The 15633-nt window shown below is 63.7% G+C and carries 14 protein-coding genes; 8 read left to right on the forward strand and 6 right to left on the reverse strand.

Annotation, left to right across the window (positions count from 1 at the left end; translation table 11 throughout):
• The first annotated feature begins 97 nt into the window (after positions 1-97).
• Entirely contained in the window at positions 98-973 is an 876-nt protein-coding gene (locus J9889_RS05350) for a LysR family transcriptional regulator (protein ID WP_124243725.1), read from the forward strand.
• 15 nt (positions 974-988) lie between these two features.
• Here the strand turns inward: J9889_RS05350 and J9889_RS05355 are convergent, their stop codons facing one another.
• From J9889_RS05355 to J9889_RS05365, 3 genes are all read right to left on the reverse strand, one after another.
• Positions 989-1825 carry a transporter substrate-binding domain-containing protein gene (locus J9889_RS05355; RefSeq protein ID WP_246878041.1) on the reverse strand — a complete coding sequence of 279 codons (837 nt, stop codon included), beginning with the start codon at positions 1823-1825 and terminating at the stop codon, positions 989-991.
• On the reverse strand, positions 1803-2687 hold the full coding sequence (locus J9889_RS05360; RefSeq protein ID WP_246878042.1) for a hypothetical protein: 885 nt from the start codon (positions 2685-2687) through the stop codon (positions 1803-1805). Before J9889_RS05360 ends, J9889_RS05355 begins: the two co-directional genes overlap by 23 nt.
• Positions 2688-2789: 102 nt before the next feature.
• Entirely contained in the window at positions 2790-4217 is a 1428-nt protein-coding gene (locus tag J9889_RS05365; RefSeq protein WP_210556094.1) for a PLP-dependent aminotransferase family protein, read from the reverse strand.
• Positions 4218-4469: 252 nt separating this feature from the next.
• Here J9889_RS05365 and J9889_RS05370 point away from each other — a divergent pair, with 252 nt between their 5' ends.
• The 3 genes from J9889_RS05370 to J9889_RS05380 are packed head-to-tail and all read left to right on the forward strand — an operon-like array spanning position 4470 to position 6150.
• Entirely contained in the window at positions 4470-4937 is a 468-nt protein-coding gene (locus J9889_RS05370) for an OsmC family protein (protein WP_113977621.1), read from the forward strand.
• Between the two features lie 18 nt (positions 4938-4955).
• On the forward strand, positions 4956-5393 hold the full coding sequence (locus tag J9889_RS05375) for a rhodanese-like domain-containing protein (protein WP_210556095.1): 438 nt from the start codon (positions 4956-4958) through the stop codon (positions 5391-5393).
• Positions 5383-6150, forward strand: coding sequence for a GNAT family protein (locus J9889_RS05380; protein WP_349237004.1), 768 nt, complete (start codon positions 5383-5385; stop codon positions 6148-6150). The genes J9889_RS05375 and J9889_RS05380 overlap by 11 nt, the downstream gene beginning before the upstream one ends.
• A 128-nt stretch (positions 6151-6278) precedes the next feature.
• Here J9889_RS05380 and ybaK read toward each other — a convergent pair whose 3' ends face one another.
• Positions 6279-6749 (reverse strand): Cys-tRNA(Pro) deacylase, encoded by a 471-nt coding sequence (gene ybaK / locus J9889_RS05385; protein WP_010675694.1) that lies wholly within the window; start codon positions 6747-6749, stop codon positions 6279-6281.
• 181 nt (positions 6750-6930) lie between these two features.
• Between ybaK and J9889_RS05390 the strand changes: the two genes are divergently transcribed.
• A complete protein-coding gene (locus J9889_RS05390; protein ID WP_210556096.1) occupies positions 6931-8412 on the forward strand; it encodes a sensor domain-containing diguanylate cyclase in 1482 nt (493 codons plus the stop codon).
• Between the two features lie 167 nt (positions 8413-8579).
• On the opposite strand, the gene ppc is transcribed toward J9889_RS05390, so the two are convergent.
• The gene (gene ppc / locus J9889_RS05395; RefSeq protein WP_010675692.1) at positions 8580-11213 is read right to left on the reverse strand and encodes a phosphoenolpyruvate carboxylase; all 2634 of its coding nucleotides are present in this window, start codon (positions 11211-11213) and stop codon (positions 8580-8582) included.
• A 213-nt stretch (positions 11214-11426) separates the two neighbouring features.
• On the reverse strand, positions 11427-12572 hold the full coding sequence (gene argE, locus J9889_RS05400) for an acetylornithine deacetylase (protein ID WP_039040568.1): 1146 nt from the start codon (positions 12570-12572) through the stop codon (positions 11427-11429).
• 261 nt (positions 12573-12833) lie between these two features.
• Between argE and argC the strand changes: the two genes are divergently transcribed.
• The 3 genes from argC to J9889_RS05415 are packed head-to-tail and all read left to right on the forward strand — an operon-like array spanning position 12834 to position 15587.
• The gene (gene argC, locus J9889_RS05405; protein ID WP_210556097.1) at positions 12834-13841 is read left to right on the forward strand and encodes an N-acetyl-gamma-glutamyl-phosphate reductase; all 1008 of its coding nucleotides are present in this window, start codon (positions 12834-12836) and stop codon (positions 13839-13841) included.
• 23 nt (positions 13842-13864) lie between these two features.
• Positions 13865-14644, forward strand: a complete 780-nt coding sequence (gene argB, locus J9889_RS05410) for an acetylglutamate kinase (protein WP_010675689.1) — start codon at positions 13865-13867, stop codon at positions 14642-14644.
• Between the two features lie 25 nt (positions 14645-14669).
• Positions 14670-15587 (forward strand): ornithine carbamoyltransferase, encoded by a 918-nt coding sequence (locus J9889_RS05415; protein ID WP_210556098.1) that lies wholly within the window; start codon positions 14670-14672, stop codon positions 15585-15587.
• Positions 15588-15633: the final 46 nt, after the last annotated feature.

Raw genomic sequence — 15633 nt, forward strand, 5'->3', positions numbered from 1 at the left:
TATAGAGAGGGACCAAACCTGCAAAAAATGAATTTAAATTATCAAAATCATGCCAAAGAGGCATGATTTAGCCAGCCATCCCCGTCAAGAGAGCACCATGGATATTCGAGCCCTGCGTTACTTCGTCGAGCTGGTGCGGGAGCAGAGCTTCACCCGCGCCTCCGAGAAGCTGTTCGTCACCCAGCCCACCATCAGCAAAATGATCCGCAACATGGAAGAGGAGCTGGGCCAGCCCCTGCTGAGCCGGGTCGGTCGCCGCTTCACCCTGACCGACAGCGGCCTGGTGCTGTTCAATCGGGCCCAGACCATCCTGGCGGAGATGCAGCAGCTGGAGGCGGAGCTGGCGGATCTGCAGAGCCTGCAATCCGGGCGTCTTGCCCTCGGCATCCCGCCCATGGTGGGCCATGTCTATGCGGATCTCATTCGTACCTATCGCAGCCGCTACCCCGGTGTGGAGCTCTCCATCGTCGAATATGGCGGGCGGCGCATCGAGCAGGCGGTGCTGGCGGGGGAGCTGGATCTCGCCATCACCATGCTGCCGACCAGGGAAGAGGGGGCCCTCTGCGCCCTGGATCTGGACAGTTACCCCATCCGGGTGGTGCTACCGGACCTGCCCCGCTGGCGCGAGGGTGGCGAGATCCGGCTAGAGGCTCTGCGGGACGAACCCTTCCTGCTCTATACCCAGGCCTTCACCCTGAGCGAGCGGCTGGAGCAGGCCTGCGAGCAAGCCGGGTTCGTGCCCCAGGTGGCGGCCCGCAGCAGCCAGTGGGACTTCCTCACCGCCATGGTGCGAAGCGGCATGGGGGTCGCCTTCCTGCCAGAGCCCATCTGCCGGCGGCTGACGCCGGACGGGCTGGTGTTGCGCCCTCTGGCCCCGGCGCTGAGCTGGCGACTCGGGGTGATCTGGCCAGGGGATCGCTACCTCTCCCGCACCGCCGAGGCCTGGCTTGCCCTGTGCCGCGAGCAGGGCTGAGGGGCGGGCCTGGGGTTAGGGGGTCCCCGGTGACGCCATGCCTGTGACGAAGCGGGCATAGGCTGCGGAGTGTCGCACCTCCTCAATCTCGTCCCACACCTGTTGGCTGAGATCGGGGTGGGCCTGATGGAAGGGGTGGGAGAAGATGAGGTAGTAGGGTTTTTCGACCAGGGGAGGGGTGATCCGCTCGAGTGTGGCCTGCAGCTGCGGGTGGGCGGCCAGGGTCCGTTCTGCGACCCCGGTTTGCAGGGCGGCGGCAACGGCGCGCTGCATCGCGACCTTCTTGAGCAGGATCAGTGGCTCCCTGCTGGAGTCATCCACCCTGACACCGCTCTCCTGCAGCTGGGCGACGATGGAGAAACCGGACTGTGCCGCAATGACGCCATGGGCGACGAGCTGCCGGCCATCCCAGCGAACCTGTCCGCCTTTTGGCTGGTAGAGGCTGTAGCTCTCGGTAAGCAGGCGCTTGGCGGGATCCGGTGCCCCGTGTCGCATGGGATAGACCCCTATGGTGCGAGCACGCTCTTCGCTGTAGCTCAGCTTGACGGCTGCATCGAGCTGGCCCTGGCTGACGAGGGAGAGGCAGCGTTTCCAGGGAAGGGGGGTGAGAATGATGGGATGCCCGATCCGGTTTGCCACCTCCTTGAGGTGGAACTGCACTATCCCCTCGCCGGACATCAGCAACCAGGGAGGCGAATCACTGTTCTCCATGCAGGCACGAATGCTGCCGGGGGCGGCCATGACGCAGATCGGCAGCAACCAGAGCAGCAGCGCCAGGCAGAGAGTGCGCAAGGGGAGCCTGCCTGACAGGGGAGAACCGGCGAGCCAGTCAGGGAGCGATACCAAAGTCATCCCTCATCGGGTCATAGAGATAGGCGCGGTAGTCGGTGCTCTCGTCGGGCAACTGCGGGTTGGTCAGCCGGAAGATCTGGCGTGAATCGAGCCGGGCAAAGACCAGGGAAGGCTGGAAATGATGGCGCCAGAGGCGCTGCAGGGAGCCATCTTTCCAGGCCAGTTGCAGGCCGCGCAAAAGGCGCTCGCGCTCCTTGCTGTAGGTGGCGTGGCTATAGAGGGAGTGGATGAGCGGATAGAAGAGGGCGACATGGCTATCCACGGTCAGCCCCGGCAGGCCGGGTCTGTGGTTTTTCCACTCGCTCAATATCTCGTTGGCACCACGGCAGAAGAGATCGATCCGGCCACGGGCCACCAGGCGAAACAGTGACTCATAGTTATCCACCTCCTGCACCCTGAAGCCGTTGTAGCGCAGGATGTCGGCATCCCGCCAGCCTGTGCCCACCCCTTGCGTGAACTGCTGCAACTGGGACAGGATGTGAACCCCGGCCAGGGCCTGGGCACGGGCGCTGCCGACAAAACAGACCCGGTAGCCGAGAACACCCAGATCGATGGGGAAGAGGACCAGGGTGACGCCGGGTTGAGGGATCTCCTGGGGCCAGCTGTCGACGATGAAGAGGGCATTCTTGCCCGGCGTTTGCACTTCGAGCCGCATCCTCGCCTTGTTCATCCTGATGGCGTCGAGCAGTTCATAGTCGCCGTAATCGGGCCGTGTTTTCTCCAGCGCCAGCCGCATCGCCGCCCGGTAATAATTCATGCGGACATCCTGTTGGGTTTCCCCGGTGATCAGGGTGAAGCGGGTGGCCGCCATCGTGAGGGACGGGAGGGAGAGGGCGAGCAAAAGGAGCAGGATTCGATGCATCTTGACCGGGTTCGGCAACGGGATTGTGCCCAGTATAGACGGGCCATTCCCGTCGACACAGCGCTATCAGGCTCTGGCAGATCTGACCTCTTGATAAGGGGGTCATGCGGATTTCATCAAGAGACCCAGGCGACGACATAGCTGGCGCAGCGTCTGGTTGTCGAGGCAGCCAAAGCCGAGCAGCCACCCTTCCAGCGTCGGCGGGCCCAGGTAGAACTGGCCCAGATGGCGCAGCCCCAGCCCGCAGGCGTTGGCGGCATCGGTCCAGCGCGCCTCGCCACCGGGGGGCAGCAGCACGGCGCACTGCAGGCCGGCACCGCTGTGGATGGGGGTGAGCCCCGGGCAGTGCTCGGCCAGTTCCGCCAGCAGCAGATCCCGTCTGCTCTGGTAGATAAGGCGGCTCTGTCGCAGGTGGGTGGCGAAGTGCCCGCCCCGGATGAAGTCTGCCGTGACCGCTTGCTGCAACTGGTTGCTGTGGCCGTCGACGGCGGCCCGGGCGCGGCAGAAGGAGTCCATCAGCGGCCTGGGCAGCACCAGGTAGGCGAGGCGCAGCGAGCCGAACAGCACCTTGCTGAAGGTGCCCACATAGATCACCCGCCCCTGGCCGTCGAGCCCCTGCAGGGCGGGCAGCGGACGCTGATCATACTGGTACTCCCCGTCGTAATCGTCTTCCAGGATCCAGGCGCCGTGACGCTCTGCCTCGGCCAGCAGCGCCATGCGGCGGGGCAGGCTCATGGGGACGCCAAGGGGATACTGGTGTGCCGGGGTGCAGTAGATGAGGCGCGGTGCAGGATGATCCCCATGAGGGTTGAGCCCCTCTTCATCCACCGGCACCGGATGCACCCGGGCACCGGCGCTCTCCATGGCGGTGCGAGCCCCGGGATAACCGGGGTCTTCCACCCAGACGGTGTCACCGGCATCGATGAGCAACTGGGTCGCCAGCAGGATCCCCTGCTGGGAGCTGGTGAGGATCAGGATCTGATCCGGCTCGCACACCACGCCGCGTGACTGCACCAGATAGCTGCTGATGGCGGCGCGAAGTTCCCCAAGCCCCTGGGGATCCCCGTAGTTCATCCAGTCGCTGGCGCGCTGGCGCCACTGTTGCTGCATCAGCCGACCCCAGAGTGCCTGGGGGAAGAGACGGGGATCCGGCTGGCTGGAAGCAAAGGTGGTGCCCACCTCGGGCACGTCGTGACAGGCGCCACCCAGGGCCATCTCCTGACCGCGACGGGAGAGGCCCGCCGCTGACTGGGGCGGGCGCGGCGCGGGGCGCACCGCCGCCAGGGCGACAAAGCTGCCGGCGCCCACCTTGCGCACCAGATACCCCTCCGCCTCGAGCCGGCCATAGGCCAGTTCCACCGTGCTGCGGGAGATACCGAGATCCCGGGCCAGGAGACGGCTGGCGGGCAGGCGGCTGTGCAGGGGCAGGTGGCCCGCCAGGATGGCCTCGCGCAGGGTACGCACCAGTTGTTCGTGCAGGGGCAGATCCCCTTGCTGCTGGCTGGCGAAGAGCGTTGGCAGAACGGTCATGGTGTGCTCCCGTTGGCGCGGGGGTTGCGCCTCTTTCGAGGCAGGGATCCTGCCCGCAGGGCATGGCGCGGCTGTGGGGCTGGCGACCGACGGGCAGAGCGGGTGGGGTGGATGGTCATGGTGGCGGCTCGATGAAATTGGTCTGCCCATATTGGCAAAATTGGTCGGCGTGGCAAGGCCATTTTGTCGCTACATTGGTGGTCACAGGGTGGCGCCAGCAGGCGGCACGGATTGGCAACACAAGGAGTCTGCATGTCGGAATACAGTGCCACCATCAGTTGGCAGCGGGGGGAGCATGAGCCCTTCGTCGATCAGCGTTACAGCCGGGCCCATGAGTGGGCGTTTGATGGCGGGGTCAGGGTGCCGGCCTCCTCCTCTCCCCATGTGGTGCCGCTGCCTTACTCGGTGGCGGAACATGTGGACCCGGAAGAGGCGTTTGTGGCGGCCCTCTCCAGTTGCCACATGCTCACCTTCCTCTGGTTGGCGGCGAAGGCGGGCTATCGGGTAGAGAGCTACCGGGACGACGCGGTCGGCATCATGGCGAAAAACGGGCAAGGTCGCCTCGCCATGACCCGGGTCACCCTGCGTCCCAGGGTGATCTTCGGGGGAGAGCAGGAGCCCGCCCTGGCCGCTCTGGAGCAGTTGCACCACCAGGCTCATGAGGAGTGCTTCATCGCCAACTCGGTCAACACCGTCGTCACCACAGAGATCGTCATCTAGTCATCAGGAGCGTTCAGGATGAGTCATGTATTGAGCACAGGGGTGGCAGGGGCCGCCGAAGCCAGCGCCTTTTTCGAGGCCCAACTGAAGTTTCGTACCGATCCGGCGGATCTGGCCGCCGATCTGCTGGCCGGGGCGGCGGGGATCGTGGTCATCGATACCCGCTCCCCCGCACACTATGCCGAGGGGCACATTCCCGGCGCCATCTCCTTCCCCCACAGGACCATGACGGCGTCGACCACGGCGTTACTGGACCGGAACCTGGTGTATGTCTGCTATTGCGACGGCATCGGCTGCAACGGTTCGACCCAGGGGGCCTACAAGCTGGCGTCCCTCGGGTTTGAGGTCAAGGAGTTGATAGGGGGTCTGCACTGGTGGCGTCAGGACGGTTTCGCCGTCGCCACGGGCAGCGAGCCCGGAGGGCTGCTGGAAGGGGGAATTGCCTGTGCCTGTTGAACGTTGCAATGAGGGGGGCGAGGCCTCCCTGTCCGGCGCCGCCCTTTTCAACGACTTTGGGCAGCCTCTGGGGCGTGCGCTGCCAGAATGGCACGGCGCCGAGTTCCCTCCCCACCGCGCACTGCATGGCTGGGGCTGTCGTCTCGAGCCCCTTGATCCCGAGCGCCACCTGGGGGATCTGTGGCAGGCGTTCGGTGCCGACAGCGGGGCCATGTGGACTTACCTGACCAGCGGCCCTTTCGCGGACGAGGCCGCCATGGGGGTCTGGCTGCGGGAGGTTGCCACCAAGCGGGATCCCCAGTTCTACGGCATCATCGACGAGGGGAGCGGACGGGCGCTGGGACTGGCGAGCTACCTGCGCATCGATCCCCTGGCGGGCAGCATCGAGGTGGGCTGGCTGCACTTCTCCCCCGCCATGCAGCAGTCACGGCTGGCGACGGCGGCCATGGTGTTGATGATGGCCAATGCCTTTGCCCTGGGATACCGGCGCTACGAGTGGAAGTGCAATGCCCTGAACCTGCCTTCGCGCCAGGCGGCCCTGCGCCTGGGCTTTCACTATGAGGGGACCTTCCGTCAGGCGCGGGTGGACAAGGGACACAACCGGGATACGGCCTGGTTCTCCGTCATCGACAGCGAGTGGCCCGCCCTGAAAGGGTGCTTCGAGCGCTGGCTGGAGGACGGCAACTTCGACCATGCCGGGCGTCAGCGTCGCCGACTCTCCGAACTGACCGCCGCCTGCCGCTCTGGGGCGTGTTGAGGGCGGCAGATCACCCGCCGGGACGGGGCGGTTTCCGGTGCCGGGGCTTTGGGTATCCTTCGCACACAAGGCGCCAGATCCGATATCCAGACGCAAGAGGCGCCAGTCATGGCGCCTCTTTTGTTTGTTCAGTCGTGGTGATCGCCGATGGGGGCCGCAATCCAGTTCATCAGCCGGACCATGTCCCCGGGGGCCACGCCGACCGAGAGCCCCCGCTTGCCACCGCTCACCAGGATCTCGTCGAAGGCCATGGCGGAATCATCCAGCACGGTGGGCAGCAGCTTCTTCTGGGCCAGGGGACTGATGCCGCCCACCTTGTAGCCGGTCAGCTTTTCGGCTTCCGCCGGCTTCATCATCTCCACCTTCTTGAGCCCGGTGGCCTTGGCGAGCTGCTTGAGGCTGCACATGCCCGAGGAGGGCACGATGGCCACCACCGCCTGCTTGTCGTGATGGGCGAGCAGGGTCTTGAACACCTGCGCCTCGGGCAGACCCAGCTGGGTAGCGGCATGCTTGCCGAAGTCGTCGTGGGCTTCACACTCGTAGGGGTAGAGCCTGTGGGGGATCTTGAGCTTTTTCAGCAAGTTGATGGCGGGTGTCATGGGGTCTCCTCGAACCGTGGCAAGGCCAGACAGTCTGCGCCCGGGAGCCGGATGTGGCAAGAACCAGTCTTCACACCCAATCGGGGCCTGTGTTAGCGTAACCGGGTGCCGGATCCTATGATTTGGGCACTTGTCCCCGCATTCCAATGCAATGCGCCGGCGATCGAAAGGAATCGTAGCCATGAATACCACAGCACTTTGCGCTCGCGATATCGACGCGGTGGATCGTTATGAGGCCCTCGCCAGGCTGACCGCCCTTGATCGGGCCTATGGCATGGTCGAGTTCGATCTCGATGGTCACATGGTGTCGGTCAATCCCCTGTTTTGCGACATGCTGGGCTATCCCCCCGAAGCGCTGGTGGGCCAGTCCCATCTCATGCTCTTGCCGCCGGATCTGCAGGCCGAGCATGATCTCTTCTGGCAGAAGGTATTGGGTGGCGAGATCCAGTCGGGGGAGTTTCGCCGGGTCAGGCAAGGTGGCAGCCCCCTCTGGCTCCATGCCACCTACATGCCCGTGAGCGACGAGGCCGGCACCCTGCTGGGGGTGGTCAAGCTGGCGCACGACATTACCTCGGCGGTGATGGCCAAGCAGCGGGTCGAGCAGCAGAGCCAGCTGTTTGACATCGTGGTGGCCGCGCACCAGAGTTTTCTGCTCGATCGCAATCTCGGCTCCGCCTGCGATACCGTCTTCGAGCGCCTGCTGAGCGTGAGCGAGAGCTCCTATGGTTTCATCGGCATCATCCAGTACGAGGATGGTCGTCCCAGTCTCTATGTCCCCTCCATCTCCAATGTCTCCTGGGACGAGGCGACCCACGCCTGGTATGAGCAGCAGCGCCAGAGTCGGGGCGGGCTCATCTTCAGCAAGCTCGACAACCTGTTTGGGCACGTGGTGACCCACAATACCCTGGTGTGCTGCAACGATCTGCCGAGCCATCCAGCCAGTCGCGGTGTCTCCCCCCGTGGTCATCCACACCTGGAGAGCTTCCTCGGCATTCCCATCCGCCACAAGGGGGAGGCGATCGGCATGATCGCCCTGGCCAACCGCCCGGGCGGCTTTGACGAGACCCATGTCAGCCTGCTCGAGCCCCTCACCACGGCCCTTGGCACCCTTATCCACGCCCGCAACCTGGAGGACGAGCGCAGCCGCATGGAGCGGGTGCTGCGCCTCAACGCCGAGCACGACTTCTTGACCAAGCTGCCCAACCGCAGCAGCTTTTTCCAGCAGGCCAACGTGTTGCTGGATCACGTCCAGCACCATCCCGCCGAAGGGGAGGCCTGCTGCCTGGCCTTGATAGATATCGACTTCTTCAAGCAAATCAATGATGTATATGGGCACCTTGCCGGAGATGCCGTGCTGGCGTCGCTGGCGGGGCTCCTGATGCAGGCGGTGCGCAGCAAGGATCTGGTGGCGCGATTTGGCGGGGAGGAGTTCATCCTGCTGCTGCGGGGCACGACCCTGGAGGAGGCCCACAGCATCATGGAGCGCATCCGGCGCCAGGTGGAGCAGCACACCTTCCTGTACCAGCACCAGGCGATCACCGTCACCATCAGCGTGGGGCTCACGCCCTATCAGATGAGTTACAGGCGCATGGATGACTGGCTTCAATGCGTGGACCAGCGACTTTACGAGGCAAAACGTCGAGGTCGCAACCAGGTATCCTGATGAGAGGCCATATCGCGAAATAAAATCAGGGCGCCATCATGGCGCCCTGATTGTTGTGGATGTTTTTTTCCCTTAGAGGGGGCTGTGCTGGCGGCAATATCGGGATCCCCGTGCCCGGCAGGGACGAAAAAGGGCGCCGGGGCGCCCTTGTTTGCAACGGTCCGGGATCAGCCGGTGTTGCGCATGCCGGCGGCGATGCCGGCGATGGTGACCATCAGCGCCTGATCCAGCTCGGGGTGCAGGGTCTCCGGGTGGTTGCGGGAGCGATTGAGCAGCTCGGCCTGCAGCACGTTGAGCGGGTCTGTGTAGGGGTTGCGCAGCTTGATGGACTCCTTGATCCAGGGCTGATCGTCCAGCAGGTCGCCCTGCGGGCGCAGTTTCAGCACCACCTCGATGGAGTCGGCAAGCTCCTGACGCAGCTGCTTGCCGAGTGCCCACAGGTTCTCCGGCACCAGGCGGGTGTCATAGTATTCCGCCAGCCAGAGGTCGGCCTTGAGGAACACCATCTCCAGCATTTCGAGACGGGTGCGGAAGAAGGGCCACTGGCGGCTCATCTCGTCCAGCACGCTCTTCTGGCCGTCGTCGATGGCCTGTTGCAATCCCTTGTGGGCGCCGAGCCAGGCTGGCAGCATCAGCCGGTTCTGGGTCCAGGCGAAGATCCAGGGGATGGCGCGCAGGCTCTCGACACCGCCGTTGGGCTTGCGCTTGGCGGGGCGGGAACCGAGCGGCAGCTTGCCGAGCTCCATCTCCGGGGTGGCGGCACGGAAGTAGGGCACGAAGTCCGGGTGACCGCGCACGATACTGCGGTAGTGATCACAGGAGACAGACGCCAGCTGCTCCATCACGGCGCGCCAGCTCTCTTTCGGCTTGGGCGGCGGCAGCAGGTTCCCCTCCAGCACGGCGCTGGTGTAGAGGTTCAGGCTCTGGATGGCCACTTTCGGCAGGCCGAACTTGAAGCGGATCATCTCCCCCTGTTCGGTGACCCGCAGGCCGCCGCGCAGAGATCCCGGGGGTTGCGACAGGATCGCCTGATGGGCGGGGGCGCCGCCACGGCCGACGGTACCGCCGCGGCCATGGAACAAGGTGAGGCGGATGTTGTTGGCTTCAGCCAGCGCCACCAGGGATTCCATGGCGGCGTACTGGGCCCAGCCAGCGGCCATCATGCCCGCATCCTTGGCGGAGTCGGAGTAGCCGATCATCACGTACTGACGGCCCTGGATGTAACCGCGATACCAGTCCACCGACAGCAGGCGTTCCATCACGGCGGTGCCCGCCATCAGGTCTTCCTGGGTCTCGAACAGCGGGGCCACCGGCATGCGGAACTTGCAGCCAGCTTCCTTCAGCAACAGCTGGACCGCCAAGACATCGGACGGGGCACCGGCCATGGAGATGATGTAGATGCCGAACGCATCGGGGTCGTGCTGGGCGATGACGCGACAGGTGTCGATGGTCTCGCGGGTCTCGGCACTGGGATCCCAGTCGCTCGGGATGAGGGGGCGGCGGGAGTTCAGCTCGCGCAGCAGGAAGGCCTGCTTGTCCTCTTCGCTCCACTCGGCGTAGTCGCCCACACCCAGGTAGCGGGTCAGCTCGGAGAAGACCTGGCCGTGACGCTCGCCATCCTGACGGATGTCCAGCTTGACCAGGTGGATGCCGAAGCAGGCCAGCTTGCGCAGCACGTCCAGCAGCATGCCGTCGGCGATGTTGCCCATGCCGCAGGCATGCAGGGAGTGGTAGCAGAGCTCCAGGGGCTCGCGCAGCTGGGCGGTGCTCTTGACCAGATCCCGGCTCTCGCTCGCCTGGCCCTGTACCTTGGCGGTCAGGTACTCCTGGGTCTCGCGCAGTTGCTCGCGCAGCTCGCGTACCAGAGCGCGATAGGGCTCGGGATTGTCGCCGACCCGGGCACGCACGGCGTCGGTGCAATCGGCCATGGAGAGCTCGGAGGTAAGCTCCTTGATGTCCTTGTAGAACAGGCTCACCGCCATCCAGCGGCCCAGCTCCAGCACTTCGGCGGTCACCTTGGCGGTGACGAAGGGGTTGCCGTCGCGGTCACCGCCCATCCAGGAGGTGAACTTGACCGGCGCGGCGTCCAGCGGCAGCCGCACACCCAGATGGTGTTGCAGGCGCTCGTCCAGATTGCGCATGAATTCGGGGATGGCCGGCCACAGGCTGTTTTCCACCACGGCGAAGCCCCACTTGGCTTCGTCCACCGGGGTCGGGCGCTGTTCGCGGATCTCGTTGGTGTGCCAGGCCTGGTTGACCAGTTGCTCGATGCGACTCTGGATCTTGTCCCGCTCGCGGGGCAGCAGATCGGAGAGTTCCAGGGCCTCGAGGCAGTCGTTGAGCTGCACGTGCTTGTGGATCAGGGTACGACGGGTCACCTCGGTGGGGTGAGCGGTCAGCACCAGATCGATGTCCAGCTCGCGCACGGCCTGGATGATGGCCTCCTGGGACAGGTTGGAGGCTTTCAGCTTGTCGAACATCTGCTCCAGCGGGTCCGGGGTGCAGACCTGCTCTTCGCAGCGACGGGAGATGGTGTGGAACTGCTCCGCCACGTTCGCCAGGTTGAGGAACTGGCTGAAGGCACGGGCCACGGGCAGCAGTTCGTCATCGGAGAGGGTACGCAGGGTGTCGAGCAGGCGCTCTCTGTCAGCCTCGTTCCCCTTGCGGGAAGACTTGGCCAGTTGGCGAATGGTCTCAATCTTGTCGAGGAAGGCCTGCCCCTGATGATCCTTGATGGATTTACCCAGCAGTTGGCCCAACATGCCTACGTTGGCCCGTAGTGCGGCGTACTTTTCGTTCATTCCACATCCTTATTTTGTTGGTGCCTCCTGACCTTCCAGGCGGGAGGCGACCTCACTTATTGTTGTGCGATTACAACATATGCTCCGTCATCTTAGGGGGACAATCTACCCAGATTGTCTGCGCAAGGTCAAATAACAAGCCGATTCAGAACATGTATTTCCCTCACCTGTCCCAAGGCGCCTGTCATGTAACTTACTTACATCCCTATTTGGCTAGACGCAGAAGCGCCGGATCAGGTGCTGCAGCACCGCCGTGGTCGGTTTGACGAACGACAGATCCAGGTATTCATCGGGCTGGTGGGCCTGGGTGATATGGCCTGGGCCCATCACTATGGTCTCGCAACCCAGCTGCTGGATAAAGGGGGCTTCGGTGCAATAGTTCACGGACTCGGCGGCCCGGCCGCTCGCCTTTTCCGCCTCCCGCACCAGCTCGGAATCATCCTGGCAGGCATAGGCCGGAATGGGTTCGTGCAGGTGCTGCAGGTGCAGGCAGCCGGGCTGGTGGATCTCGATGGGGGAGAGCGCCTCTTTCAGCATGCCCATCAGCTCGTCGGGACCCACCTGCGGGGTGGGACGCATGTCGATGTGCAGCTCGCAGCAGCCGCAGATGCGGTTCGGGCTGTCGCCCCCCTGGATGTAGCCGAGGTTCAGGGTGGGCTGGGGCACGGCGAAGCGGTGATCCGCGTACTTCTCCTTCAGATCCTGCTGGAGCCTGAGCACCTGACCCATGGCCTTGTGCATGATCTCCATGGCATTGACGCCGTTGGCGGGATCCGAACTGTGGCCGCTTCGGCCTGTGATGCGAATAGCTTCCGACATGTGGCCCTTGTGGGCCACCACGGGCACCAGCCCGGTGGGTTCGCCGATCACCGCGTAATCGGGTTTGAGTTCAGCTGCGGCGGCGATGGCGCGGGCCCCGGCCATGGTGGTCTCTTCATCGGCGGTGGCCAGGATGCGCAGCGGCTTGCTCAGGGTCTTGAGGTCGACCTCCTTGAGCGCTTCCACGATAAAGGCGAAGAAGCCCTTCATGTCGATGGTGCCGAGCCCGTACAGGCGGTTGCCCTCTTCGGTCACCTTGAAGGGGTCTTTGGTCCAGGCTCCTTCATCGAAGGGAACGGTATCCGTGTGACCCGCGAGCAGCAGCCCCCCTTCTCCCTGACCATAGGTCGCCACCAGGTTGAACTTGCCCGGCAGATCCGGCAGGGCCGTGACCTCGCACTGGAACCCAAGCTGGCCGAACCAGTCGGCCAGCAGCCGGATCACCGCCTCATTGCTCTGATCCCAGCGAGTATCCGTGCTGCTGATAGAGGGAATCGCAATAATATTCTTATAAAGTGAAAAAAAATCCAGTTTGGCCATCAGCTCCTCCTTGCGTCCCCGGAGTGTTTCTGTTAGAAAATACAAATGCAAAGTGAGTGCATGAATATTCTGTTCGAGTGCTCATCGACAAGGCCTCTAGTTGTAAGGGAAAGTTAATGTTCTGTCACCTGATCTGTAACCGACGACGCATATCCGCCTGAATTGCCCCTCCGCACTCGTTGCATCAAAGGGGCGATAGCCGACCCCTTGCACCGCAGCACCATGCTGTGAATTTCGAACCCAGACTTGGAATACTCAAACATGCTTAAGACCGTTATCGTCGGTGCCAGTGGCTACGCGGGGGCCGAACTGGCCGCTCTGGTCCAGAACCATCCACAACTCGAGCTGTTCGGCCTCTATGTTTCCGCCGGCAGCCAGGACGCCCACAAGCGCTTCTCTTCCCTGCATCCCCAGTGGGTGGGCAAGCTGGATCAGCCGCTGCTGCCCCTGGACGAAGACGGCATGACCCGGATCCTGACCCAGGCCGATCTGGTGGTGCTGGCCACTGCTCACGAGGTGAGTGCAGAACTCGCGCCCAAGTTCCTGGCCAAGGGGTTGCCGGTGTTCGATCTCTCCGGTGCCTTCCGGGTCAACGATCAGCAGTTCTACTCCTCCTTCTACGGCTTCACCCACGAGAATGAGCAGTGGCTGGAGCAGGCCGCCTACGGTCTGGCCGAGTGGAATGCCGATGCCGTCAAGGCCGCTCAGCTGATTGCCGTGCCGGGATGCTACCCGACCGCCTCCCTGTGCGCTCTCAAGCCGCTGCAACAGGCCGGGCTGATTGCCCAGGGGTGGCAGCCCATCATCAATGCGGTTTCCGGCGTCTCCGGGGCCGGTCGCAAGGCCGCCATCAACACCAGTTTCTGCGAAGTGAGCCTCAATCCCTACGGCACCTTCAATCACAGGCACCAGCCGGAGATCAGCCACCACCTCGGCAAGGAGGTGCTGTTCCAGCCCCACCTCGGCAACTATGTGCGGGGCATCCTGGCCACCATCTATGTGCAACTGGCGGAAGGGGTGACGCACACCCAGGTGGGTCAGGCCTACCTCAAGGCCTACGAAGGCAAGCCGCTGGTACGCCTCACCGGCCAGATGCCCTCCATCCGCGGCGTGGCGAGCACGCCCTACTGCGACATCGCCTGGCAGCAGCAGGGCAACATGCTGGTGGTGGTTTCTGCCATCGACAACCTGCTCAAGGGGGCCGCCTCGCAAGCCATGCAGTGCATAAATATCAAGTTTGGTTTTGAACCGGCCACCGGCCTGATTTAACGCTTTAAGAAAGGATCGAGAAGATGGACAAGCAGACGCTGGTAATCAAGTTGGGTGGTGCCCTGATCGAGAACGACGAGGCCCTGACCGCCCTGTTCGCCACCCTGAAGACCTTCCTGGATGATCAGCACCGTCCTCTGGTGCTGGTGCACGGTGGTGGCTGCCTGGTGGACGACCTGCTCAAGGGGCTGGGCATGACCTCCACCAAGAAGAACGGCCTGCGGGTGACCCCGTTCGAGCAGATCCCCGTGATTGCCGGTGCCCTGGCCGGGACCGCCAACAAGATGATGATGGCCAAGGCCATCTCCACCGGCATTCCTGCTGTGGGTCTGTGCCTCGCCGACGGCGGTCTGTGCCAGGTGACCCAGCTCGATCCGGATCTCGGTGCGGTCGGTGACTGCAAACCGGGCAACCCGGCGCTGGTGGCCGGCATCCTGGGGCAGGGCTTCCTGCCGGTGGTGAGCTCCATCGGCATTACCGCCGACGGACAGATGATGAACGTCAATGCGGATCAGGCGGCCACCGCCATCGCCGAAGCGCTGGGCGCCGATCTGGTGATGCTGTCGGATGTGAGCGGCATTCTGGATGGCAAGGGCAAGCTGGTGCCGCAACTGGACAAGCAGAGCGCGCTGGACCTGATGGAGAAGGGAGTTATCACGGACGGCATGGCCGTCAAGGTGAAAGCCGCCCTGCACGCCGCCGAAACCCTGGGCAAGCCGGTCTGTGTCGCCAGCTGGCGCTACCCGGATCAGCTGCTCAAGCTGCTGGCTGGCGGCGCTGTCGGCACCCAGGTCACCCTCTGATCTCCACCGGGAAAAGGACAATCCGATGCAACATCTTCTGAAAGACAGTGATTTAAGCAAGGCCCAGATCGAGGCGCTGCTGGCGCTTGGCAAGGCGATCAAGGCCGATCCGAAGAAATACAGCCAGGCCCTGGCGGGCAAGAGCGTGGTCACCCTGTTCGAGAAGCCCTCCCTGCGTACCCGGGTCACCTTCGACATCGGCATCGCCAAACTGGGTGGTCACTGCGTCTATCTGGATCAGCAGAACGGGGCGCTCGGCAAGCGGGAGTCGGTGAAGGATTTCGCCAGCAACCTGTCCCGCTGGTGTGACGCCATCGTCGCCCGGGTGTTCGATCACCAGACTCTGGTCGAGCTGGCCGAGTTCGGCTCGGTGCCTGTGGTCAACAGCCTGTGCAACCTCTACCACCCCTGCCAGGGGCTGGCGGATTTCATGACCATCAGCGAGCACTACAGCGACCTGTCCAAGGTGAAGCTGGCCTATCTCGGCGATGGCAACAACGTGAGCCACTCCCTGCTGCTGCTGGGGGCTACCCTCGGTACCGACGTGACTCTGGTCTGCCCGAAAGGCCATGGCCCGGATACCCAGATCTTCCTGCAGGCCCAGGCGCTGGCAGCTCAATCTGGCGCGATCATACATATCAGCGATGATGTCGCGGATATCGAAGGCTTTGACGTGGTTTATACCGATACCTGGGTTTCCATGGGTGACAACACACCAATGGAGCAGGTAAAAGATATCTTCATGCCTTATCAGATCAACCAGGCCCTGCTCGATCGGACCGGCATCCAGCACGTGCTGCACTGCCAGCCGGCCCACCGGGAGCTGGAGATCACCTCGGAGGTCATGGACGGCCCAGCCTCCCTCATCATGGATGAGGCAGAAAACCGGATGCATATCCAGAACGCCGTGCTGCTGACCCTGTTCGGACAGGGCCAGAAGTAATCCGGCAACCGACCCGGAATCACCCCTTTTTATCGAATCATCACGG

It is taken from the genome of Aeromonas sp. PrichA-15, assembly GCF_017939245.1.
Classification (GTDB): domain Bacteria; phylum Pseudomonadota; class Gammaproteobacteria; order Enterobacterales; family Aeromonadaceae; genus Aeromonas; species Aeromonas caviae.